The following is a 24,239-nucleotide window of genomic DNA, read 5'->3' as shown; positions in this document are numbered from 1 at the left end:
CACCGATTTTGAATTATCTATTTATGATTTGAGAGTTGTTATATATATAATTCTTAATTGGATAATTCATATTGTGGCTTTGCAGAAATAATTCAAAACTCAAAATCCAAAAAACAAATATAAAAACTCAAAACCCAAAATTAAACAACAATCAATACTAAAAATGAAAAAGCTTTTATCTCTCGCTCTTGCTACGCTTGCCACTACGGGCGCGTTGGCTCAGCAGGACAAACCGAAAATCTCGGTTGTTAGCGACATCAAGTTCAGCGGCTATGTAATGTCGCAGTATCAGTACAGCGACAAGGAAGCCAATGACGGCATCAAGGACATAAACACCTTCAACATCCGCATGGTGCGTATGGCTCTTGAGGGCCGACTGATGCAGGATTTCTACTGGAAAGTTCAGCTTCAGGCCAATGGCAACACAAGCGACCTCGGATCGTCGCCACGTATGGTAGACGCCTTTGCCGAGTGGCAGAAATTTGATGCGTTCAAGGTGAAGGCAGGACAGTTCAAGCGTCCGTTCACATTCGAGAACCCGATGCACCCCATCACGCAGGGATTCATGGGCTACTCGCAGAACGTAAGCAAGTTGTCGGGATTCAGCGACCGTGTGGGCGAGCATGCCAGCAACGGACGTGACATAGGTGTACAGATTCAGGGCGACATCATCAAGAATCAGGCTGGTCGCAACCTCGTACATTATCAGGTGGGCGTGTTCAACGGCCAGGGTACAGGTCAGAAGGATGTCGACCAGCGCAAGGACATCATCGGTGGCTTGTGGCTAATGCCCGTTAAGGGATTGCGTATCGGTGCTTTCGGATGGACTGGTTCGTATGCCCGCAAGGGAACTTGGAATGTTACCGATGCCAATCATAAGCCTGTGCTCGACGAACAGGGCAATAACGTTGTTGAGAGTGGCGTGCGCTCGCTTAAGAAGAACCGCTATGCCTTCAGCGCCGAGTATGCTGCCAACGACTGGACATTCCGTTCGGAGTACATACACAGCCAGGGCTACGGATTCAAGACAACATATAAGACAGGTAAGGAGACCGACTGCAACATCAACTATGCTGCTGGCGACAAGGCCGACGGTTTCTATGCGCTCATGATTGCTCCGGTAATCAGCAAAAAGCTATACGCTAAGGCTCGCTACGACATGTATCGTCCGCGTGCCGAGTGGAACACATCGAAGACCAACTACGAGATTGGTGCCAACTACTGGATAGGCAAATCTATTATGATTGCCGCTGAGTATGTTCGCGTCAACGATCGCAGTCTCAACAAGTCAAACTACAACATGTTTGACCTTGAGTTTGACGTGAAGTTCTAACACTACTTAAATACACATTTACCACTATGAACAGAAAACAAATCAGAAAATCATTGGCCATGTTGGCGTGTGCTGCCATGCTCAGTGTGAATGCGTCGGCACAGAAAAACGTGAAAGCCCCCGAGCCAGTGCTGCCGCTGCCCGAGCAGAAGCAGGTAGACTGGCAGAAGATGGAGACTTACGCCTTCATCCACTTCGGATTGAACACATTCAACGACCGTGAGTGGGGATATGGCGACTCCGACCCTAAGACATTCAACCCTACACGCCTCGACTGCGAGCAGTGGGTGAAGACACTCATTGCTGCCGGAATGAAGGGCGTGATATTCACAGCCAAGCATCACGATGGCTTCTGTCTGTGGCCTTTTGAGGGCAACGACTACAACGTGAGCAAGTCGCCATGGCGTGGCGGCAAGGGCAATGTGGTGCGCGAACTGGCTGACGCCTGCAAGAAGTACGGATTGAAGTTTGCTGTATATCTCTCGCCGTGGGACCGCTCGCGTGCCGAGTATGCTACGCCCGACTATCTGCCTTACTTCTACGCACAGCTGCGCGACCTACTAACCAACTACGGTGAGGTGTTTGAGGTATGGTTTGACGGTGCCAACGGTGGCGACGGCTACTATGGCGGAGCCAAAGACCAGCGCACCATCGACCGTAAGAACTATTACAATTATCCGCGTATATTCGAAATTCTCGACGAGATACAGCCTAATGCAGTGGTATTCGGCGACGGCGGTCCCGGATGTCGTTGGGTAGGCAACGAGAAGGGATTTGCCGGCGAGACCAACTGGTCGTTCCTGCGCAAGGGCGAGGTTTATCCTGGCTATCCAAGACATACAGAACTGACATACGGCCATGCCGACGGCAACCAGTGGACAGCTGCCGAGTGCGACGTATCGATACGTCCGGGATGGTTCTATCATCCCGAAGAGGACGGCAGAGTGAAGTCGCCCGAACAGCTTGTCGACCTCTACTACCGCAGTGTAGGCCACAACGCTACATTCCTGCTCAACTTCCCGGTTGACCGCGACGGACTGATTCACCCCATCGACTCAGCCAACGCTATCGCATATCACAACATCATACAGCGCGAACTGAGCAACAACCTCGTGGCTGGCATGAAGGCACGTGTGAGCAGCGAGCGTGGCGGACAGTTCACAGCTAAGGCTCTGACCGACAACTCTTGGGATACATACTGGGCTACTCCCGACGGTGTGACAACCGGCGACATCGAGTTCCGATTCAAGAAGGCACAGCGCATGAATCGCATCATGCTGCAGGAGTACATCCCATTGGGACAGCGCGTGAAGAAATTCAGCGTTGAATATCTCGACAACAAGGGACAGTGGCAGACTGTAGAGCAGCCTGAGGAGACTACAACAATCGGTTATAAGCGTCTGTTGCGCTTCGCTACAGTAGTATCGAAAGGCATACGTGTACGCATTCTCGACTCACGTGGTCCGTTGTGCATCAACAACATTGGTGTGTACGACGGTGGCAAGGATGCCCAGCTCACATGGAGCAAGGCAGCCGAGAGCATAAAGTCGCTGCCGTTCACAGTTGTGAAGAAGACTGCCGACGAGGTAATCATCGACCTTGGCGAGGCTAAGGACATCACCACACTGCAGTATCTGCCCGACCAGAGCGACCACCGCAAGGGTCTGGTTCATACCTACAGCATCAGCACATGCGACGCTAACGGCAATGTACAGAAGACTCTGAAGAAGGACGAGTTCTCAAATATCCAGAACAACCCGATTCTGCAGACCGTGACATTCCCGACAGTGAAGACACGCTACCTGAAGTTCAAGGCTGAGCGCATGGTGAAGGCTGGCGAGAAGATGAACTATGAGAAATTAGGAATAAACTAATAACGAATAATGTAAAGGTTAAAAAACAAATTATTTAAAACAAAAAACTCGTTGTACATCCTTAATGGAAGTGCAACGAGTTTTTTTGTTTTTATACATATTCTTCTTTATGCGTAGCTGTGCATACCGCCCAACACGTAGTTGACACCGAAGTATGTCATTATAATGGTGAGGAAAGCCACAATCATGAATATGTGGAACACCATAGGGCGGCGCAATGCGGGCAGTGTCTTGGGATGAAGTGCCGCAGCGTATATCATGAATGTGATGAGTGCCCAAACCTCCTTGGGGTCCCATCCCCAGTATTCGCCCCACGACACGTTCGCCCAGATGGCTCCTACGAAGATGCCGATGCCGAGCGCAGCCATTGCCGGATAGAGAAACAGCAGTGACAGCTGTTGCAGCCCGAGCGTTATGGTCGAGGCGTTGCGATTGATGATTCGTACTATGATGGCGGTAATGCCGTTGATAAGCGGTAGCGACAGCAGTGCGAAACCTATCATTATTATCGAAACGTGAATGCTCAGCAGGGGCGAATTGAGCACGGGCATGATGTGCGTTATCTGCGGATCCATCTGGCTGATGTGGCTCACCAGCAGGAAGAATCCCGACATCAGGAATCCACACGTGAGCAGTATGTGGAAGCGCAGACTGAAAATCAGAGCTACAACCAATACTATCCATGCCACGAACAGCATTGTCTCGTAGCCGTTCGACATAGGCAGTGTGCCGCTAATGGTCCAGCGCAGATACTCACAGTAGGTGAGAGCAGCCAGTGTGGCGAGCATGATGATGCGCGACGATGCCGTGACAACGGTGTCCAAAAGCGATTGTTGACCAGCGCGTGTGTCAAGGTTCTGTTCCAGTTGGCACTCGCGGCACAACCTTACTATCGTGTAGAAGAAGGTGAGCACGCCCATTGTGAGGCACACCATAAAGAGTATAGTGGCAAACGGTATGCGGTTGTATGTGCGTTCTGCCTCAGTCTGCTTGGCAGTAGGCAGCGATGTGCCTGCATTCTTGACTTGATACTTCTGTATCTTGCCTATCATCTCGTCCATCTGCTTGTAGTTTTCAGCCTCTGCTTCGTCGTATAGCAGAGTGAAAATGGTCTGGATGAAACGTTGATGCTCAGCATTTATTGTCTTGGGCAGGTTTTCGGTAGGAGCATACCATATTGTATTCCCCTTGACAGTGTTGGGGAAAATCTTCAGAAGCAGACCACGGCGCAGGTCCATGAGCAGCTGTATCTTGTCGTCGACCGATGCCACCTGTGTGTGAAACTTGTCGTGGTTGCCTTCGTAGTATTCCTTTATGTACGGGCCGATTGTGTATCCGCCCATATCGTTGTTGAAGAAGTTGTTGGCTGAAACATAGTCGGGCAGTTGCAGTGTCGACTTCATCTCGCCGTCCTTGATCTTTAGCAACGGTTCGTTCATCCACTCCTCGCCCCAGAATATCCAGCCCGTTAATACCTGCTCGGCGGTGAGTCCCTTGTACGAGCGTGCTCCGTATAGTTTCTTGGTGAAGTCGATGGCTACGGTCTGTACTGGACAGATGCGGCTGTTGTAGAGTATGTTGAGGCGTCCGAACTGTTCGGCTGTAGCTTCGGGCAGATAGTGTGCCTTGACATTGTCGGTAGTACCTGCTGCCCATAGGGTTGAGGCTGGCGCTGTAGCAAAGAGCAGTGTCAGGAACAGAGCGCCCTTCTTGAACACGGGATGACGAAGCAGTTGGCGGTAGGCACCGCGCGGATCAATCAGCATTCCGATGAGCGCGACGAACAGCAGTGCATATCCGGTATAGGTCACGGGTATGCCAATAGGGTCGGAATTGGTCGATAACGTTGCTCCCATGCCGTCGCTGTCGTACGATGCCTGGTATATTCGCATCGGTCCGTAGCTGAAAATGTTGTTCATCGACACCTTACCCTGCGTCTTCTGTCCGTTGTCGGTCAGAGTGAAGTGCGACACGTAGTCTTGCGCAGCGTCTGTTCCGGCGTGATACTGCACGTCGAAGCGGTCGAGGCGTATGCTGAACGGCAACGTGGCGTCATGCGGATTCATGTGGCGGTCGAACACGGTGTAGCGGTTGGTAGTCAATCCTTGACGCAGATGTATCATTCCACGTTCGGAGCTGACATGTGTTATGAAAGCTCCGGTGAGTATCACTACAAACGAAATGTGAAGTGCTGTGCCTGTCCATGAGCGGGTGCGGTGCTTAATGAAATATACTATGGCGGTGGCTGCAAGCAGCGCCCACAGCAGCGTAAACCACCATGCGCCGTATATGTGGCTTCCCACAAAGTCGCTTCCTTGATATTTCTCGACAATGGTGGCAGCTGCCATGCATACTATAACAAGAGCATAGAGTACGAACAATAATTTCTTTATCTTGGTCTGCATAATATATATAATGTGTATTGTATGTTGTGTTCAGTATGAATGTAGTTCATACTGTGCCTATGCAAAGTTACCTAAAAACGTGCAATGTGGTGGATTTAGCGAGGCTTTTTAGTTGACTGAACTTTAATTTTACCTAAAAATAGGTATAAAAAAACGCGGACAGCAATCGGTGTTGCTGTCCGCGTCGATGGTTATTTGTTATATAAATTGGTTTTATTAGCTAACCTTGTTGAGCTTCTTGATGATAGAGAAGATGAACAGAGCAGATACGAGGCAGATGCCGGCAAGAACACCCCAGATAGTAACGAGGTTGAAGTTCTGACCCCACATGATGCCCGGCACCATTACGAGCTGGTTGCCAATGGCTGTTGCACCAAACCAAAGACCCATCATCAAACCTGCATACTTAGGAGGTGCTACCTTCGATACGAACGAGATTCCGATAGGCGAAAGCAACAGCTCGGCGAATGTAAGGATGAGGTATGTAGAGATGAGAAGGTTAGCGCTAACGCGTGTACCCTCAGTAGCAGGATCGCCCTGTGTCAACGGAAGCTCCAAGCCCATAGAGCCTACAGCCATCCATACGAAACCAAGAGCTGCAACGAGCATACCAAGACCAATCTTCTCGGGCGATGTAGGCTCCTTGCCAATCTTGTTGAGCCATGAGAAGAGAGCTACGCTCACCGGAGTCAATGCTACAACGTAGCAAGGATTGAACTGCTGGAAAATAGGAGCCTGAACCTCAACAGTGCCTTCGAGCGTGTTGTACTTGTAGAAAAGGAATGCGATAGCGGCAACGATAACGCCGAGCGAGATGCCCTTGCCCTTACCGGTCTTGCTCTGTGCCAGACCGAAGCTGCCGTATACTACGAAGATACAAGCAACGAGGTTTGTTACGTCGAATGCCATTGACTGTAGACCCTCAGAAGTCTTCTGGGTGAAGTCGCGAGCGAACAATGTCAATGTGTTACCATTCTGGTGGAAAGCCATCCAGAAGAAGATAACCACTGCAAATACGAGGCAGAGGCATACGATACGCTCCTTAGTCTCAGCAGGTGTGAGTTCCTTAACTTCCGACTTAGCGTCGGCACCCGATTTCTGCTGTGTCTCGTTAGCCAAAACGTGCTTGTAAGTGAAGCTGAAGATGTAGTAGATGGCGATACTGAAGATAAGTGAAGCGCATGCAATTGCAAATGCGAAGTGGTAAGCGTCCTCAGGCGATACGCCAAGGCTTGTCTTAGCCCAGTCCATAATCTTGATGGCTGCTGTAGGAGCAAACATAGCACCGATGTTGATAGCCATGTAGAAGAGTGAGAAACCAGAGTCGCGATTGCTTGCATACTGAGCCTCGTCGTACAGACGACCCACCATTACCTGGAGGTTGCCCTTAAACAAACCGGTTCCCAAAGCGATGAGGATGAGTGATACACCCATTGCGGCAATGGCAACGGTGTCCTTGCCGAGCGGAAGCGAAAGAACAAGATAGCCAATGAACATGATGAAGATACCAGTGGTAACCATACGTCCAAAGCCGAACTTGTCGGCTGCGATACCGCCAATGATGGGAAGGAAGTAGACCATCATCAAGAATGTTGAGTAGATAGTACTTGCAACTCCGGTTTCAAAACCGAAGTTAGCCTGCAAATACAGCAAGAACACTGCGAGCATGGTGTAGTAACCAAAGCGCTCTCCGGTGTTGGCCAATGCGAGGGCCCATAGACCTTTAGGTTGATTTTCGAACATAAGAATTTAAATTGGTTATTATTAATGGTTGTAAAAAATCTTTTTATTGGTATAAGTTTGTCACTTCTTTAGACCCTTCGTTCTCGTGATGTCGAACAGATACGACAGCTTGACTACGATGTTCGAATGGTTTGACTTGGCAAAGTAGTCGCGCTTGGAGTCGCCGTATATGTTGCCGAGTCCGTAGTAGTAGCGTCCTTCGAGCAGGAAGTGTCCTACTTTAGGTATTGAGTATTCCATTCCCACGCCGGCGGCAATGCCAAAGTCGAACTTATTCTCCACAGCCATTGTGTCCTGTGCACAGGTGTAGTTGGCGCGGTCGGCTAAGTTAGCTTCCTTGAATTTGAAGTTGGTCTTTGTCGACTCGTTCAGCATATATCCGAACTGTGGTCCAAGTTTGAAGAAGAACTGTACGCCTTTACGTTCACGTCCCCATGCCAAATGGGCGAATATGGGCACCTGTATGTAGTTGATGTCACGTTGGTAAGCTTCAGGCAGTCCTGTCACGCCGTTTATCACCGGCTCGTCGTTGACGGTCAGTATGCTTTCTTTCCATCCTATGCGTGCATAGTTCACCTCGGCTGATATCGAGCATATTGTCTTGAAGTATTTCTCGCATGTGTAACGCATCGACAGTCCGGCTGTAAATCCGGTGTGAGTGCCTTGCGTCACCTTTGGCGTAAATCCAATGCTGCTCATTATGAAGCCGCCATTGAATCCGATAGCCAGGTCGTTGCGGTGGTCGCCTATCTGGGCACGAATCGTAGTTGATGCCATCAGCAACACGGCAAGCAGGGCAACGGTTTTAAGTCTTAATGTTTGAAACATATATTGATTATAGCGTTTTAATATGATATCGACTCCAGTGTTCTGTTAGGCTTGTAGTGAACAAGCATGAAACTTTCGTTCTGCATGCCGCCCGTGCCTACGCGCTTGAATTTTAGTGGAGTCTGCAGCGGAGTGTATGTGTTCTGCTGCTGTGTTCCGTTGAATCGGTCGCCATACTTGTGCAGTCCACGGATGAAGAACTGTGCGTGGTCGAATCCGGTCAGCGCGAATCGAGGCAAAGCTTGACGCATGTCCGACTTGAACCATTGGCGATAGTTGCGCTCTACGGCTATGGTCTTGCCTGCAAACGGATTGTAGTAGAACGTTGTCGGGATGTATGTGTCGTACTTGTAATAGTAGTCGGTATATACCTTGGTATACATCAGCCACTCGGTGTAGCCATACAGCGAGATGCTCAGTCCCTTGTTGGTTGCGGTGAGCGTGTTGAGCTTGGCGAGAGTAGCGTTCAGCTCGGGCGAGCGTCCGGTGTTGAGCACTACCACGTTGGGCAGAGTGGTGCTGAAAGCCTTGGCAAATGATGCGTCAGTCGACTTCAGATTTGTAATGCTGTATGTCGTGCCAGCCTTTTCAAGACGTTTGCGCAGGTTGAAGGTGAACACGCCCTTGCGACTTGTGGTGTCGTTGCAGTCGACAATCACTATGTGTCGACCCTTGAATCGCTGTACGAAAGCGTTGATAGAAGCCTCGTTCTGTTGTGCCGGAGTCTGGAACACCTGATAGATGCGCTCGTTCTGTGCCACGTCGTTGCCGTTGATTGAGAACGGAATGACAAGGCGTATGCCGTTCTTGCGGCAGAAGTCGCCTATGGGTTTCACCTGCTTGGTGTAGAGCGGACCGAAGATGATGTCGCACTGGCGTGCATTGTCGTCGTTGATGGTCTGCTGTACGTTGGCGTCGATAGGCACATTCCAAGCATATACATGTGTGGCAATGCCCTGCGAGCGCAACGAGTCGCACGCCATGAGCACACCTCGATAGTATTCGACCATACGCTGTCCGTCGCCGTCAACATTGTGCAGAGGCAGCATTACGCCTATGCGCACTGTGCCATCGGCTGCACGCTGGTGTGTAGCAGTGCTCTGAGCCTGAGTATTTGTTGCCGCTGTGGCAGGAGTAGTTGTGGCTGCAGGCTTAGCTGCTGGGTAGGGTATGAGCAGCTGGTCGCCCTTTTGCAGAGAGTAGTCGGCTTTCTGCATAGCGGGGTTGGCGCGAATCAGCTCGTCGATGGTGATATTAAACTTTTTGGCAATGCCGTATATGGTGTCTTTCTTCTTCACCTTGTACAGTTCCTGCCACTTTATGGTCTGTCCTGCCACTGCTGTGGCTATCAGCAAAGCGCAGAAGCACAAAATAAGTCTGAAGTAACGTCTCATAGTTGTCATATATTTTTCTGCAAAAGTACATAAAATATATTGTAAAATGAAATGTTTGTCTTATAAATAAAGTTATTAAAACAAAGCCTTGGCTTTGTAGTGTGCAATATAATAGTTAACTTTGCATATTATGAACATCCTTCAATTAATATTGCTTTTAGCTTGCATGGTTTGTGTGGACGCCCGTGCCGACGTGGTGCCCACCATCGACCCATTGGCAACGTTTCATACCCCCGAAGGCGACGATACGGGGCTGAGCTACACCGGTTCGGCGCCACTCACCGTAACGCTCGCAGCCCGTGCTGCTGATGTGGGTGCTTATACAGCCCACTACGAGTGGCGATTCAGAAAGGAAGGAGCGCAGTCGCCCTATCTCACCCGATACGACGAAGACACCGAATACACCTTTGTTGAGGCTGGCACACACATCATCGAGCTGTATGCCACCTTCGTTCTTGGCACTGATACAGTAGCTTACACCGCCGAGTATTGGGCAGATGCCACACCTATCACGGTGTCGATAGCCGAGAGCAAACTCGAGATGCCCAACGCCTTCTCGCCCAACGGCGACGGCATAAACGATGTGTATCGTGTCAAGAGCGGCTACCAGAGCATCGTGGAGTTTAAAGCCACCGTATTCAACCGTTGGGGACAGAAACTGTACGAATGGACCGACCCTGCTGGTGGATGGGACGGCAAGTACAAAGGGCGCGATGTGGCACAGGGCGTTTACTTTGTGCTGGTGAAGGCTAAGGGTGCCGACGGCAGACGATTCAACATCAAGAGCGATGTGAATCTGCTGCGCGGATACACCGAGACAGCCGCTGGCGGAACCGAATGACAGTAGTTCCGCATTTTTTCGAACCATTAAAATCAGATTTAACAGATAATAAATCAATACTTATGGGTAGCTATTCAGAAGAAGGCAAGATAAATGTCTGGGGCGCACGCGTCCACAATCTTAAAAACATCGACGTGGAAATACCGCGCGGTTCGCTCACCGTCATCACCGGACTGAGCGGTTCGGGCAAGTCGTCGCTTGCCTTCGACACCATATATGCAGAGGGACAGCGCCGCTACATCGACACCTTCTCGGCATACGCACGCAACTTTCTCGGCGGACTGGAGCGTCCGGATGTAGACAACATCACCGGACTAAGCCCCGTCATCTCCATTGAACAGAAGACCACCAACCGCAATCCACGCTCTACCGTGGGCACCACGACCGAGATATACGACTATCTGCGTCTGCTATATGCACGTGCCGGCACGGCATACAGCTATGCTACGGGCGAAAAGATGGTGAAATATACCGAGGAGCGCATTCTCGACATGATCAATACCCAGTATGCTGGCCACCGCATATACATCCTCGCGCCACTCGTGCGGCAGCGTAAGGGACACTATCGCGAACTATTCGAGACGCTGCGCCACAAGGGCTATCTGTACGTGCGTGTCGACGGCGAGATAAAGGATATAACGCCGGGCATGAAGACCGACCGCTACAAGAACCACAATATTGAGGTGGTGATAGACAAGATGCAGATGCGTGAGGGATTTGACGACCGTCTGAAGAAGACCATCGAGACTGCCATGCGACAGGGTGACGGTCTGCTGATGATTCTCGACAAGAACACGAGCGAGGCAAAGAGCTACTCAAAGCGACTCATGTGCCCCACAACAGGCATAAGCTATCGCGACCCCGCACCGAATATGTTCTCGTTCAACTCGCCCGAAGGAGCTTGCCCCAAGTGCAAGGGACTTGGCTATGTCAACGAGATTGACCTCAAGAAGGTAATACCCGACGACTCTCTCTCAATACATGAGGGGGCAATTGTGCCGTTGGGCAAATACAAGAACCAGCTTATCTTCTGGCAGATATCAGCCATATTGGAAAAGGCAGGACTGACACTGAAGACTCCTGTGAGCGAGATACCCGAAGACACGATGAACGAAATAATGTACGGTTCGCTCGAAACGGTGCGTATCGACAAAGAGGTGGTGCATACATCGAGCGACTATTTCACTACGTTCGACGGTGTGATAAAGTATCTGCGCTCGGTAATGGAGAACGACGACACTACGAGCGGACAGAAATGGGCTGACCAGTTTCTTGCTACGTGCGAGTGTCCGGAGTGTCACGGCCAGCGACTTTGCCGTGAATCGTTGTCGTATAAGGTTTGGGACAAGAACATATTCGAACTTGCCTCGATGGACATTAGCCAACTCAACGAGTGGCTTAATGATGTAGAGGCGCATCTGGACGACCGCCAACGCACCATAGCTGCGGAAATACTGAAGGAGATACGAACACGAATATCGTTCCTATTGGACGTGGGTCTCGACTATCTGTCGCTCAACCGCCAGTCGGCAACGCTCTCTGGAGGTGAGAGCCAGCGCATACGTCTTGCCACACAGATAGGGTCTCAGCTCGTCAATGTGCTCTATATCCTCGACGAGCCGAGCATAGGACTGCACCAACGCGACAACGAGCGACTCATCCACTCGCTCAAGCAGCTGCGCGACATGGGCAACACAGTGGTGGTAGTGGAGCACGACAAGGACATGATGCTTGCTGCCGACTGGATTGTAGACATTGGTCCGAAGGCAGGTATGCGTGGTGGCGAGGTGGTGTTTCAGGGCACTCCGCAGGATATGCTTAAGCACCATACACTCACAGCCGACTATCTCAACGGCGACCGTAAGATTGCCGTGCCTACCGAACGCCGCAAGGGCAACGGCAAGGCGATAACGATACACGGTGCACGTGGCAACAACCTGAAGAACGTGGACGTGTCGTTCCCGCTTGGCGAACTTATCGTGGTGACTGGCGTGAGCGGTTCGGGCAAGTCGACACTCATCAACGAGACGTTGCAGCCCATTCTGTCCAAGCATTTCTACCGCTCGCTAAAGAAGCCGATGCCCTACGACTCGATTGAGGGAATAGAATATATAGATAAGGTGGTGAATGTCGACCAGTCGCCATTGGGACGCACTCCGCGCTCAAATCCTGCCACCTACACCGGCGTTTTCTCCGACATACGCTCGCTCTTCGTGGCTCTGCCCGAGGCTAAGATTCGTGGCTACAAGCCCGGTCGATTCTCGTTCAACGTGAAGGGCGGACGCTGCGAAACCTGCAAGGGCAACGGCTACAAGACTATCGAGATGAACTTCCTGCCCGACGTGATGGTGCCGTGCGAGGTGTGCCACGGCAAGCGCTACAACCGCGAGACTCTCGAAGTGCGCTACAAGGGCAAGAGCATTGCCGACGTACTGGACATGACCATCAACCAGGCGGTGGAATTCTTCGAGAACGTGCCTGCCATATTGCAGAAGATAAAGACCATACAGGACGTGGGACTGGGCTACATCAAGCTCGGACAACCATCGACCACGCTGTCGGGAGGCGAGAGCCAGCGCGTGAAGCTCGCCACCGAACTGAGCAAGCGCGACACGGGCAAAACGCTATATATCCTCGATGAGCCTACCACGGGACTCCACTTTGAGGACATACGCATACTGATGGACGTGTTGCAGCAACTGGTAGACCGTGGCAACACGGTGATAATAATCGAGCACAACCTCGATGTCATAAAGCTTGCCGACCATATCATCGACATTGGTCCGGAAGGAGGTCGTGGCGGTGGACGCCTGCTCATAGCCGGAACGCCCGAAGAAGTGGCAGAGTCGAAAGAAGGCTATACGCCGAAGTTCCTGAAGATGGAGCTTGAAAACAAGTGATATCAACTACGGCATAATGCTATAATATAGCTCGTAAAATTTGCTGTTGTGCAAGAAAAATGGTAAATTTGCCACAAAAAAGATGCACATACAACTCAATAACCTCAAAAAATGTTTCGGCGAGCATGTCGCTGTGGACATTCCACACTTCACTATTGGCAATGGACAGGTAGTGGGACTTGTGGGAAACAACGGTGCCGGCAAGACGACTTTGTTCAGATTGATGCTCGATTTGGCGAAGGCAACGGAAGGCAATGTGCTCATTGACGGGATAGACCCAGCCACGAGCGAGGACTGGAAACTGCTGACTGGCGCTTTCATCGACAACTCGTTTCTCATCGACTTCCTCACTGCCGAGGAGTATTTTGAGTTTGTCGGCAAGGTGTCGGGCATGACAAAGGAGCAGGTGGAGGAACGACTCAAGACGTTTGAGACCTTCATGGGCGACGAGATAATAGGAAAAAAGAAGTACATACGCGACTTCTCGGCTGGCAATAAGCAGAAGATAGGCATTGTGGCAGCACTGCTCAACAGTCCGCAGCTCGTGATACTCGACGAGCCGTTCAACTTTCTCGACCCAAGCAGCCAGAACCAACTGAAGCGTATACTGACCGAATTCAACCGTTCAACCGGCGCTACGGTAATGGTGTCGAGCCACAACCTGCAGCACACCGTAGAGATATCTACACGTGTGGCGCTGCTTGAGAATGGCAAGATAATAGAGGATATCGACAACTCTGACGGTAAGGCAGAGGAGATACTCGACAAATACTTCAATGTATAATATTTACGAAACAAACACTTATTAAATTTAATAACAACAATGAACAAATCAACCCTGACCCTTTTGGCTGCTCTGCTGGCGTCGCCAATGTACGCCCAGACCACACAGCTTGGAGGTTTCTATTACGGACAGATGCAGGCTCCTACGGGATGGGAGTGGCAGAGTCCTGACTCAGTGGCTTACAACAAGCAGCAGCCGCATGCGTGGTTCTTCTCGTTCAAGAACGTTGACGAGGCTCGTCGCGTGCTGCCCGAGAACTCATCACTCTGGAAGACTCTCGACGGAGAGTGGCTGTTCCATTGGGCAAAGAATCCCGACGAACGTCCGAAGGACTTCTATCGTACCGATTTTGACGCATCGGCTTGGGACCGTGTGCAGGTTCCGATGAACTGGAACATGGCTGGTGCCAAGGACGACGGCACGTTCAAGTATGGCATGCCGCTGTATTCCAACCAGCGTGTCATCTTCCAGCACAGCGTAAAGGTGGGCGACTGGAAGGGTGGCGTGATGCGCACACCCAACAAGAACTGGATGACATACAACAACCGCAACGAGGTAGGCTCATACCGCCGCTCGTTTGACGTACCTGCCGATTGGCATGGCAAGGAGGTATACATCAACTTCGACGGTGTAGACTCGTTCTTCTATCTCTACATCAACGGCAAGTATGTAGGTTTTGCAAAGAACTCGCGCAACCTTGCTCAGTTTGACATTACACCTTATCTTAATAAGAAGGGCGGCAACGTAGTGGCTGTTGAGGTTTACCGTCATAGCGACGGCTCGTTCCTTGAGAGCCAGGACATGTTCCGTCTGCCGGGTATCTTCCGCAGCGTTTCGCTCACCGCCAAGCCTAAGGTGCAGGTGCGCGACTTGAAGGCCATTCCAGATTACGACGATACTTACACCGACGCTTCGCTGCATATCTCAGCCAACGTGAGCAACCTCACTACAAAGGCTGTAAAGGGATATACCATCGACTATAAGCTGTACGAAAACCGTCTATACTCTGACGAGAACACTCTCGTGCCGGGTGTGGGCGCTACTGCTACAGTAGGCGATATCGACAAGAACGGCAATCTTACCGCTTCCGTTACGCTTAAGGCTGGCAACATCGTGAAGCCGTGGAGCGCTGAGGCTCCGCATCGCTACACTCTCGTGGGCGAACTGAAGGACAAGAAGGGCAACACGGTGGAGACTTTCTCAACCAACGTTGGTTTCCGCAAGATTGAAATCAAGGACACTCCTGCCGATAAGGACGAGTTCGGACTGGCAGGCCGCTACTACTATCTCAACGGTCAGCCTATCAAGATGAAGGGTGTGAACCGTCATGAGAACAACCCGGCTACAGGCCACTACGTATCGCGTGAGCAGATGGAGCACGAGGTGTTCCTCATGAAGCGTGGTAATATCAACCACGTACGCGACTGTCACTATCCCGACGCTCCCTACTGGTACTATCTGTGCGACAAGTATGGCATATATCTTGAGGATGAGGCAAACATCGAGAGCCACGAATATTACTATGGCAAGGAGTCGTTGTCGCACGTCAAGGAGTTCCGCAATGCTCATGTGGCACGCAATATGGAGATGGTGCACGCTACGGTCAACAATCCTTCAGTTGTGATATGGAGTCTTGGCAACGAGGCTGGCCCTGGCGACACATTCAAGGACTGCTACGCTGCCATAAAGGCTTACGACACAAGCCGCCCCGTACAGTACGAGCGCAACAACGATATCGTTGATATGGGTTCAAACCAGTATCCGTCGATTCCTTGGGTGCAGGAGGCTGTAAAGGGTAAGTACGACATCAAGTATCCTTATCATATCTCGGAATATGCACACTCAATGGGTAATGCCGTGGGCAACCTCGTTGACTACTGGAACGCCATAGAAAGCACCAACTTCTTTATGGGCGGTGCAATCTGGGACTGGGTAGACCAGGCTTTGTACAATGTAGACCCGAAGACCGGCAAGAAATACTGGGGCTATGGTGGCGACTTCGGCATGGACAACAAGCCTAACGACGGTATGTTCTGTATGAACGGTATCATGCGCCCCGACCTTTCGCCCAAGGCACAGTACTTTGAGGTGAAGAAGGTTTATCAGAATGTGGGCGTTAAGGCTGTCGACATGACCAAGGGCCGCATTGAGATATTCAACAAGAACTACTTTGAGCCGCTGCGCGGCTATCAGATTGTATGGTCGTTGTGGAAGGACGGCGAGTGCATCAAGAGCGAAGGACAGCTCATGGGCGCAAAGAACATTGTTGGTCCGCGCGAGCGTCAGGAGTATACTCTCGACTACGACTTCGCTAAGCTCGACCCGCAGAGCGAATACTTCGTCAAGGTACAGTTCCTGCAGGGCAAGGATATGCCTTGGGCTAAGAAGGGATATGTACAGATGGAGGAGCAGTTGCGTGTGAAGGGTGCCGACGTGAAGGCTACTGCCGTTAAGGCTGTGGCTAATGCCAATGGCAACATCACTTATACCCAGGACGCAAAGACAGTCACTGTGAAGGGCGACAACTTCAACGCTACATTCAGCCTGACTGATGGCGCTCTGAACAGCTTGTCGTATGGTGGCAACACTGTATTTGCCGAGGGCAACGGACCTAAGCTCGACGCTTTCCGTGCTCCTACCGATAACGACGCTGGTATTGGCTATCACAACGCATGGTTCAAATTCGGACTCTACGATCTCGACCATCGTGTAATAGGCAAGCCTACCGTTATGAAGCAGAAGGACGGTTCGCTGCAGATCAGCATGACGGTTGAGAGTCAGGGCAAGGAGGGCTGCAAGCAGGTTTACGGTAACCGCGACCGCGACCCACAGTCGGCTTACAAGTTCGGTGTGGACAAGCAGAAACTTGGCAAGGACGACTTCAAGTTTGTCACCAACCAGATTTACACTGTCTACAAGGATGGTTCTATAGAGCTCAACAGCGCAATCTCTGCCAACCGTAACAGCGTAATCCTGCCACGCATTGGCTACGCTATGAAGTTGCCTAACACATATAAGCAGTTCGACTACTACGGACGCGGACCTGTAAACAACTACAACGACCGTAAGACAGGACAGTTTATCGAGCACCACCGTGGCATCGTAGGCGAGCAGGACATTCTCCTGCCAAAGCCACAGTCGATGGGCAACCGCGAGGAAGTACGTTGGTGTGCACTCACCGAGCAGGGCAAGCAGAGCGTAGTGTTCGTTGCTGACAGCACAATGTCAGTGTCAGCACTGCCATGGAGTGCTCAGCAGATGACAGTAGTGGCTCATGCCAATGAGTTGCCGGTTTCTGACGGAACCTATCTGCACCTTGATGCTAAGGTGACAGGTCTTGGTGGAGCCAGCTGTGGACAGGGTGGTCCGCTCAAGGACGACCGTGCATATAGCCAGAACTACAACTTCGGTTTCGTGATACGTCCGGCTGCCGACGCAAGCGCAAAGGCTATGGCCGATGCTGCCAAGGTGTCGCTCTCAGGCGAACAGCCTATCAGTATCGAGCACAGGCAGACGGGTAAGGTGTTGCTTTCAACTCCGGCAAAGAACCGCACTGTCGTTTATGCCTTGAATGGTGCCAAGAAGCCGACTGTGTATAAAGGTGCAATAGACATGAGCAAGGGTGGAACTATTACCACATGGTATAAGGAAACACCTAACCAGAAGACCACAATGACATTCGACAAGGTAGACTTTGTGCCTCTGCAGATAGCCTTTGTGTCGTCAGAAGAGCCTGAGGAGGGCGATGCCGTTCATCTTGTAGATGGTGACGAGTCAACTATTTGGCATACTATGTACTCAATTACTCTGGCTAAGTTCCCACACTGGATTGACTTCGACGCTTCAGAGCCAAAGACAATCAAGGGATTTAAGTTGCTGCCACGTCAGGATACAAGCTATGGTCGCATCAAGAACTACGAAATATATGTCAGCAACGACGGCAAGACATGGGGCTCACCTATCATGAAGGGTAATTTCGACAGTTCTGGAGAGCTTAAGAAGGTGATGTTCGACAAGCCAGTAAAGGCACGCTACGTACGATTCCGTGCGCTCAATGCACACTACGGTGTCGACTATGCATCGGCTGCTGAGTTCTCGCTCATCGCTGAGTAATCGATATGGTATAATATTCATGCCCTAATTGGGCATAAGCACATAGCCCTGCAAGAATAAAAGCACACATTTTCAATGCTTTTGTACTTGCAGGGCATTTTTTTATGTAAAAAGTGCACTAAAAATTTGGATGTATCAAAAAATATATCTACCTTTGCACTCGCTAAATCGAAACGGGGTGTAGCGCAGTCCGGTAGCGCGCCTGGTTTGGGACCAGGTGGTCGCAGGTTCGAATCCTGTCGCCCCGACACAGAAGAGAGGTTTTCCAATAAAACGGAAAACCTCTCTTTTTGTTATATATTGTTGTTATTTTGTTGTGAACTACATAAAATCGAATAATTTTATGTAAATTTGCATAGATATATTTTTTACTACGCATCAACCATTGATATTACTAAAACAATAAATAAACAATAATGATCAGAAACAAAATCTTACTTACCGCACTGCTTGCTGCGGCTTTCAGCGGCGTGCAGGCACAGGACGACGGCTTCGACCTTAGTTCGCAGCGAGGCGAGAAACAGGATGTAAACGTTGTGCCGGGCAAGAAGCTCGACCACCAGGGCATCGTCGTAAACCCCACACCGCACAACTTAGACATCAACCGCCAGAACTGGATCTCTTTTGAAAACGGACTGAACATTCAGGACAAGCAGAAGCGCTTCGCTGACGACCTGGCTTTCCTGAAGCAGTACAAGAAGGGCTTTCGCCTTACCATCGACTTCGGCGAGAAGCAGGCAAAGAAAGCAGGCTTGAAGAAATTGGTGTCAGGAGCTTATCTCCTCACCGTCAATGGCAAGGGCATAAACATCGTGGGCTATGACGAGCGTGGTGCCTTCTATGCCATCCAGACCATGAAGCAGATTCTGGCTTCTCCGGCTGCGAAGGGCAAGATGCATCTGCCTTACCTCACCTGCAACGACTATCCCGACCTGCCCCTGCGTGGCGTAGTGGAGGGATTCTACGGTACACCCTGGTCGCATCAGGTGCGCCTGTCGCTCATCGACTACTATGGACGCAACAAACTGAACGAATACGTATATGGACCGAAGGACGATCCTTACCACAGCTCACCCAACTGGCGCAAGCCCTACCCTGCCGACCAGGCACGCAATATTCACGAACTCGTTGAGGCTTGCCGTCGCAACCGTGTCGACTTCGTATGGGCCATACATCCGGGCAAGGACATCAAGTGGAATGAGGAAGACTACCAGAACCTCGTCAACAAGTTCAATCATATGTATGACCTTGGCGTGCGTTCGTTTGCCATACATTTTGATGATATCGAGGGCGAAGGAACCGACTCGAACAAGCAGGTTGACCTGCTCAACCGCCTCACCAAGGAGTTTGTGAAGACAAAGGGCGACGTTGCGCCACTCGTAGTTTGTCCTACCGACTACTCACAGCTGTGGGCAAGCCCCAAGGAGAACGGACAGCTCGCTATCTACGGCAAGCGTCTTGATCCGTCTATCAACGTGTTCTGGACAGGTGCTGTGGTTTGCTCTGACCTGACAAAGGAGACTCTCGACTTTGTAGACTCGCGCATCAAGCGCCCGGCTTACTATTGGTGGAACTTCCCCGTGACTGACTATGCCCGCCATATCATCATGCAGGGTCCGGTATACGGACTCGAAACCGACCTTACTACCGAACAGACATGCGGTGTGCTGAGCAATCCGATGGAGCACGGCGAGGCTTCGAAGCTCGCTCTCTACGGTGTGGCTGACTACAACTGGAACGTTTCGGCATACAACGCTATCGACAACTGGGAACGCTCGCTTGTTGATGTTACGCCTGAGGCTCACGATGCCTACCGCACATTTGCCATACACTCGTGCGACACCGAGACAGGCTATCGCCGCATAGAGTCGTGGGAGACCAAGACTTTCCGTCTCGCCGACTACAACAAGAAGGATTATGACAATCTGTATGCTGAGTTCGACCGTGTAGAAAAGGTGCCTGCCATCATGGAGCGCGACTGCAAGAACGCGCTGCTCATGAAGGAACTGCGCCCGTGGCTGGCTGAGTTCAAGAAGCTCGGCACACGTGGCAAGAACACGCTTACGCTGATGAGCCAGTTCAAGGACGGTAAGTATGAGGCTTTCTGGAACGGATATATCAGCAACCGCATGTCGACTGCCGACATGGCTGCTTATCAGGCACACAAGTCGGGAACAATGAAGCTTCAGCCGTTCTACGAGAATGGTATGGACGATATGGCTATCGAGTTCTTCAAGAAGGTGGCTGGCAAGACTCCGGCGTTCTATAAGGGCGTGGGTACATACAAGTCGCTCGGCACCACACAGAACAAGCTGATGCTTGACAACGACTCTACTACGTTCTATCATTCGGGTGCAAGCCAAAACACTGGCGACTGGATTGGTCTGGACCTCGGAGCCGTTCGTCCCGTGCGCGAGGTGCGCATTCTGCAGGGACGCAACTCGGTTGACGACGTCGACTACTTCGACAACGTCATCGTTGAGACTTCTGCCGACGGCAAGACATGGACACCGCTCACTGGCGAATTGAAGAAGACATATATCATCAACTGGAAGGGCAATCCGGTAGAAGCTCGTTATGTACGTATGCGCAAGTTGCAGTCTGACAAGAAGAGCTGGTGTGCAGTTCGTGAGTTTGTCGTAAATCCGGTAAATCCCGAGAATCTTGCATTCAAGGTGGAGTCGGCTGACATGCTCGGCGCAATGAATTGCTTCGACGAGAATCCTTGCTCTTCGTTCAAGAGCGAAGGCAGTCTGGCGTTCGGCGTTGAAAAGGGAACCAAGAGCTACACCATGCTCGTAAACCTGCCTAAGGCTGGTGGAGTAGTGCTCAAGCAGTATAACAAGAAGGACAAGCTCGTGGCAAGCACACCGATTGAGAGCAATATGGCTAAGGTGAATGTAGACGCCAACGCCGTTAAGTGCCAGCTTGAGGGAGCTGTAGAAGTGTTTGAGATTATCCCTAACAAGTAATTGAGGTCTCTCGAATTATATAGATAACAAAAAACGAGGAAGTTTCCAGAACAACGGAAACATCCTCGTTTTTTTTGTTATAGCTTCAAGCGCTTGCTTGATTATTATACATGCTTCATGATGTCGAGAAGGTGATCCCAAACCATCTGTACTGTCGGGATGTAAAGACGCTCCTCAGGAGTGTGAACGTCGCGCAGTGTAGGACCGAACGATACCATGTCGAGGTTAGGATAGCGCTCTGAGAACAGACCGCACTCCAGTCCGGCGTGTATGCCACGTACGATAGGCTCCTTGCCGAACAGCTTCTTGTACGACTCAACAGCCACCTTTGTCAGCTTGCTGTTAGGGTTCATCTTCCATGCAGGATAGCCGTCGCTCTGCTTAACTTCAGCACCAGCCAATTCGAATACAGCCTTGATGGTGTTCGACTCGTTCTCGAGGTTGCTCATTACGTTAGAGCGCTGTGAGGTGATGATATTGATTTCGTTCTCCGAAGAAGCAACGCTTGCAATGTTGTTGGAAGTCTCAACCATGTCAGCCAAAGCCTCGTCCTGGCACATAGCAAATACGCCGTTGTCGGCAGCCTGCAATGCGAGGATTACGCGGCGGCTTGCGTCCTTGGCGATAACTGGCTCTGCATCAATGCTCTCAAGGTGGAACTCCATAGCAGTGTCAGTAACGTGATACTCGTCCTCAACGTTGGCTGTGAATACGTTCCAGTCGACACGTACAGTCTCCTTTTCGGCTGCGGGAACGGCAAATACGATGACACCGTCGCGAGGAATGGCGTTGTGCAGCTTGCCCGAGTTGAACTGAGCCAGACGCACGTCCATCTTGTCCTGCTCGAGGTAGAGGAAGCGGTCGAGAATCTTTATGGCGTTGGCGCGCTTCTTGTTGATATCGTCGCCCGAGTGTCCACCCTTCAGACCCTTGATAGAAGCCTTCATGAAGAAGTAACCTTCAGGAGCCTGCTCGCGGTCGAATGTGAACTTCACCGAAGTAGTCTTGCCGCCGGCGCATGATATGAAGATCTGACCCTCGTCCTCAGAGTCGAGGTTGATGAGCATATCGCCCTTCATGAATCCCGGCTTCATGCCCAGAGCACCGCCAAGGCTTGTCTCCTCGTCGCGAGTGAAAACGCATTCGATAGGACCGTGCTCAATGTCGTCGCTGTCGAGAACAGCCAGCTCGATGGCGCAGCCGATGCCGTCGTCAGCACCAAGAGTAGTGCCTTTGGCTCTGAGCCATTCACCGTCAATGTAGGTCTGGATAGGGTCGTTGAAGAAGTCGATATCAACGTCGACGAGCTTGTCGCACACCATGTCCATGTGGCTCTGCAAGCTAATCATTGGAGCGTTCTCATGGCCCTTAGTAGCGGGCTTGCGGATGATAACGTTGCCAGTCTCGTCAATCTCGGTCTCAAGGTTGCGCTTACGGCCAAACTCTTTCAGATACTCAATCATCTGCTCCTCATGCTTAGAGGGGCGAGGAATTTTGTTGATTTCTGCAAACTGCTCGAATACGCGAGCCGGTTTCAATTCGCAATTACTCATTTTTTCTTAATTTCTTTATGTTGTTACAATAATAATCTGAATTTTCAATAATTTATTTTGTCATGCGACCGATTTACATTACCTTTGCACGTAAATAAATATGTCGCTTTGGGTTTCCCATTTCGATACAAAGTTAATAAAAATGATTAAACTTCTGCTTTTAAGCCTGTTAATTATTGCTATAGCGTTTGCTTTGCTCTCTATTAAGCTTCTGCTGAAACGCAACGGCAAGTTTTCGTCGCAACATGTTCACGACAATCCCGGTCTGCGCAAGCTCGGAATCCACTGCGTTATGGATCAGGACCGCGAGGCACGCAAGCGCAATGGTGCCTATTAAAGTGGATGCGTCAGGTGTGAAATAATTAAATAATAAATACAAATGAACAAGAAAAACTTTTTCCGTACACTTGCTATCGCCGCTTTTGCTGCTGTGGCAATGACATCTTGCGACAAGTCAAAGTCGCAGGTAGACGATAAGGAGCCGGCAGCTCAGGCTACAGCTACTGCAACTAAGATTGCTTATGTAGAGGTAGACAGCATCATGTCGCAGTACAAGTTCTGCAAGGACTACTCACTCATCCTTCAGAAGAAGGGTCAGAATATCCAGAACACTCTCGCACAGAAGCAGCAGGCTCTTGAGGCTGCCGCAGCCAACTTCCAGCAGAAGGTGCAGCAGAATGCCTACACACGCGAGCAGGCACAGTCTATTCAGATGTCACTTCAGAAGCAGAGCAACGACCTTCAGGCTCTCAACCAGCGCTTGAGTGGTGAGTTCCAGACAGAGACCGAGAAGTACAACAACGCTCTCCGCGATTCTATCCAGCACTATCTCGCTTTCTACAACAAGACTAAGAAGTATACACTCATCCTTAGCAAGGCAGGCGACAATATCCTTTATGCCGACAAGGCTCACGACATAACCAACGAGGTTATCGCCGGACTTAACAAGGCATACAAGCAGGCTCCAACAGAAAAGGCTGCAACAGAGAAAAAGAAGTAAAAAAATATATATAAAGCCGTCCGTAGAGATGAAACTCTATAGGACGGCTTTTTTAATGTCTATAATAAGTATTGTATATATACGTCTAATAAAGGGCAAATCCAGCCAAATTAGGCTCAAAACAAAGAATTTTCAAATAAAATCGAAAAAAGTTGCATAAAAGTTTGGAGGTATAAATAAAAAGCCTTACCTTTGCACTCGCAATTCAGAACAATGCTAATCGCTTATAAATCGGAATTGCAAACAAAATGGTTAATATCGCGGAGTGGAGCAGTTGGTAGCTCGCCAGGCTCATAACCTGGAGGTCGCATGTTCGAGTCCTGCCTCCGCAACTAACATCGGTGTAACGAGTTGAAAATCAACAAGTTACACCGATTTGTCGTTTTAGACTGCGACAAATCTGCGCCAAAAAATGGATCAAATAATGGATCAAATAATATTGTTGTGTTTTTAACAATCCAATATTATTGTTTATCTTTGCGTCATGAATAGAACTCAG

14 protein-coding genes and 2 tRNA genes are annotated in these 24,239 nt (G+C 50.4%); 11 read left to right on the top strand and 5 right to left on the bottom strand.

Annotation, left to right across the window (positions count from 1 at the left end; genetic code table 11):
- The first annotated feature begins 163 nt into the window (after positions 1 to 163).
- Entirely contained in the window at positions 164 to 1,333 is a 1,170-nt protein-coding gene (locus I6E38_RS05235; protein WP_235393002.1) for a porin, read from the top strand.
- 26 nt (positions 1,334 to 1,359) lie between these two features.
- Positions 1,360 to 3,207 carry an alpha-L-fucosidase gene (locus I6E38_RS05230; protein ID WP_407936643.1) on the top strand — a complete coding sequence of 616 codons (1,848 nt, stop codon included), beginning with the start codon at positions 1,360 to 1,362 and terminating at the stop codon, positions 3,205 to 3,207.
- A 107-nt stretch (positions 3,208 to 3,314) separates the two neighbouring features.
- Here the strand turns inward: I6E38_RS05230 and I6E38_RS05225 are convergent, their stop codons facing one another.
- The 4 genes from I6E38_RS05225 to I6E38_RS05210 all read right to left on the bottom strand — a co-directional run bounded on the left by I6E38_RS05225 (position 3,315) and on the right by I6E38_RS05210 (position 9,577).
- On the bottom strand, positions 3,315 to 5,612 hold the full coding sequence (locus I6E38_RS05225) for a cytochrome c biogenesis protein CcsA (protein ID WP_235393001.1): 2,298 nt from the start codon (positions 5,610 to 5,612) through the stop codon (positions 3,315 to 3,317).
- A 216-nt stretch (positions 5,613 to 5,828) separates the two neighbouring features.
- The gene (locus tag I6E38_RS05220; protein ID WP_235393000.1) at positions 5,829 to 7,355 is read right to left on the bottom strand and encodes a peptide MFS transporter; all 1,527 of its coding nucleotides are present in this window, start codon (positions 7,353 to 7,355) and stop codon (positions 5,829 to 5,831) included.
- 60 nt (positions 7,356 to 7,415) lie between these two features.
- Complete coding sequence (locus tag I6E38_RS05215) at positions 7,416 to 8,132, bottom strand: porin family protein (protein WP_407936645.1); 717 nt, start codon at positions 8,130 to 8,132, stop codon at positions 7,416 to 7,418.
- 68 nt (positions 8,133 to 8,200) lie between these two features.
- Positions 8,201 to 9,577 (bottom strand): amino acid ABC transporter substrate-binding protein, encoded by a 1,377-nt coding sequence (locus I6E38_RS05210; RefSeq protein ID WP_369681297.1) that lies wholly within the window; start codon positions 9,575 to 9,577, stop codon positions 8,201 to 8,203.
- A gap of 130 nt (positions 9,578 to 9,707) precedes the next feature.
- Between I6E38_RS05210 and I6E38_RS05205 the strand changes: the two genes are divergently transcribed.
- From I6E38_RS05205 to I6E38_RS05180, 6 genes are all read left to right on the top strand, one after another.
- A complete protein-coding gene (locus I6E38_RS05205; protein WP_235392997.1) occupies positions 9,708 to 10,418 on the top strand; it encodes a T9SS type B sorting domain-containing protein in 711 nt (236 codons plus the stop codon).
- 62 nt (positions 10,419 to 10,480) lie between these two features.
- Positions 10,481 to 13,318 carry an excinuclease ABC subunit UvrA gene (uvrA, locus tag I6E38_RS05200; protein ID WP_235392996.1) on the top strand — a complete coding sequence of 946 codons (2,838 nt, stop codon included), beginning with the start codon at positions 10,481 to 10,483 and terminating at the stop codon, positions 13,316 to 13,318.
- A gap of 82 nt (positions 13,319 to 13,400) precedes the next feature.
- Positions 13,401 to 14,102: an ABC transporter ATP-binding protein gene (locus I6E38_RS05195; RefSeq protein WP_235392995.1), complete on the top strand. Its 702-nt coding sequence runs from the start codon at positions 13,401 to 13,403 to the stop codon at positions 14,100 to 14,102.
- 39 nt (positions 14,103 to 14,141) lie between these two features.
- Complete coding sequence (locus I6E38_RS05190; protein WP_235392994.1) at positions 14,142 to 18,215, top strand: glycoside hydrolase family 2 TIM barrel-domain containing protein; 4,074 nt, start codon at positions 14,142 to 14,144, stop codon at positions 18,213 to 18,215.
- 174 nt (positions 18,216 to 18,389) lie between these two features.
- A tRNA-Pro gene (locus I6E38_RS05185) sits at positions 18,390 to 18,463 on the top strand.
- Between the two features lie 168 nt (positions 18,464 to 18,631).
- Positions 18,632 to 21,187: a glycoside hydrolase family 84 protein gene (locus tag I6E38_RS05180; protein ID WP_235392993.1), complete on the top strand. Its 2,556-nt coding sequence runs from the start codon at positions 18,632 to 18,634 to the stop codon at positions 21,185 to 21,187.
- A gap of 104 nt (positions 21,188 to 21,291) precedes the next feature.
- Here I6E38_RS05180 and I6E38_RS05175 read toward each other — a convergent pair whose 3' ends face one another.
- Positions 21,292 to 22,740, bottom strand: coding sequence for an aminoacyl-histidine dipeptidase (locus I6E38_RS05175; RefSeq protein WP_235392992.1), 1,449 nt, complete (start codon positions 22,738 to 22,740; stop codon positions 21,292 to 21,294).
- Between the two features lie 142 nt (positions 22,741 to 22,882).
- Here I6E38_RS05175 and I6E38_RS05170 point away from each other — a divergent pair, with 142 nt between their 5' ends.
- The 3 genes from I6E38_RS05170 (at position 22,883) to I6E38_RS05160 (ending at position 24,072) form a co-directional block, all read left to right on the top strand.
- Entirely contained in the window at positions 22,883 to 23,077 is a 195-nt protein-coding gene (locus I6E38_RS05170) for a hypothetical protein (RefSeq protein ID WP_235392991.1), read from the top strand.
- A gap of 42 nt (positions 23,078 to 23,119) precedes the next feature.
- Complete coding sequence (locus I6E38_RS05165) at positions 23,120 to 23,740, top strand: OmpH/Skp family outer membrane protein (RefSeq protein WP_235392990.1); 621 nt, start codon at positions 23,120 to 23,122, stop codon at positions 23,738 to 23,740.
- Positions 23,741 to 23,999: 259 nt separating this feature from the next.
- Positions 24,000 to 24,072, top strand: a tRNA-Met gene (locus I6E38_RS05160).
- Positions 24,073 to 24,239: the final 167 nt, after the last annotated feature.

It is taken from the genome of Leyella stercorea, assembly GCF_021531355.1.
In the GTDB taxonomy this organism is placed as follows: domain Bacteria; phylum Bacteroidota; class Bacteroidia; order Bacteroidales; family Bacteroidaceae; genus Prevotella.
This window is presented reverse-complemented; position numbering and strand designations above follow the sequence as displayed.

Bases quoted from the DNA above. Each gene is read 5' to 3' on its own strand.
- I6E38_RS05235 (WP_235393002.1), top strand. From the start codon at position 164: ATGAAAAAGCTTTTATCTCTCGCTCTTGCTACGCTTGCCACTACGGGC.
- I6E38_RS05230 (WP_407936643.1), top strand. From the start codon at position 1,360: ATGAACAGAAAACAAATCAGAAAATCATTGGCCATGTTGGCGTGTGCT.
- I6E38_RS05225 (WP_235393001.1), bottom strand. From the start codon at position 5,612: ATGCAGACCAAGATAAAGAAATTATTGTTCGTACTCTATGCTCTTGTT.
- I6E38_RS05220 (WP_235393000.1), bottom strand. From the start codon at position 7,355: ATGTTCGAAAATCAACCTAAAGGTCTATGGGCCCTCGCATTGGCCAAC.
- I6E38_RS05215 (WP_407936645.1), bottom strand. From the start codon at position 8,132: ATGGCATCAACTACGATTCGTGCCCAGATAGGCGACCACCGCAACGAC.
- I6E38_RS05210 (WP_369681297.1), bottom strand. From the start codon at position 9,577: ATGAGACGTTACTTCAGACTTATTTTGTGCTTCTGCGCTTTGCTGATA.
- I6E38_RS05205 (WP_235392997.1), top strand. From the start codon at position 9,708: ATGAACATCCTTCAATTAATATTGCTTTTAGCTTGCATGGTTTGTGTG.
- uvrA (WP_235392996.1), top strand. From the start codon at position 10,481: ATGGGTAGCTATTCAGAAGAAGGCAAGATAAATGTCTGGGGCGCACGC.
- I6E38_RS05195 (WP_235392995.1), top strand. From the start codon at position 13,401: ATGCACATACAACTCAATAACCTCAAAAAATGTTTCGGCGAGCATGTC.
- I6E38_RS05190 (WP_235392994.1), top strand. From the start codon at position 14,142: ATGAACAAATCAACCCTGACCCTTTTGGCTGCTCTGCTGGCGTCGCCA.
- I6E38_RS05180 (WP_235392993.1), top strand. From the start codon at position 18,632: ATGATCAGAAACAAAATCTTACTTACCGCACTGCTTGCTGCGGCTTTC.
- I6E38_RS05175 (WP_235392992.1), bottom strand. From the start codon at position 22,740: ATGAGTAATTGCGAATTGAAACCGGCTCGCGTATTCGAGCAGTTTGCA.
- I6E38_RS05170 (WP_235392991.1), top strand. From the start codon at position 22,883: ATGATTAAACTTCTGCTTTTAAGCCTGTTAATTATTGCTATAGCGTTT.
- I6E38_RS05165 (WP_235392990.1), top strand. From the start codon at position 23,120: ATGAACAAGAAAAACTTTTTCCGTACACTTGCTATCGCCGCTTTTGCT.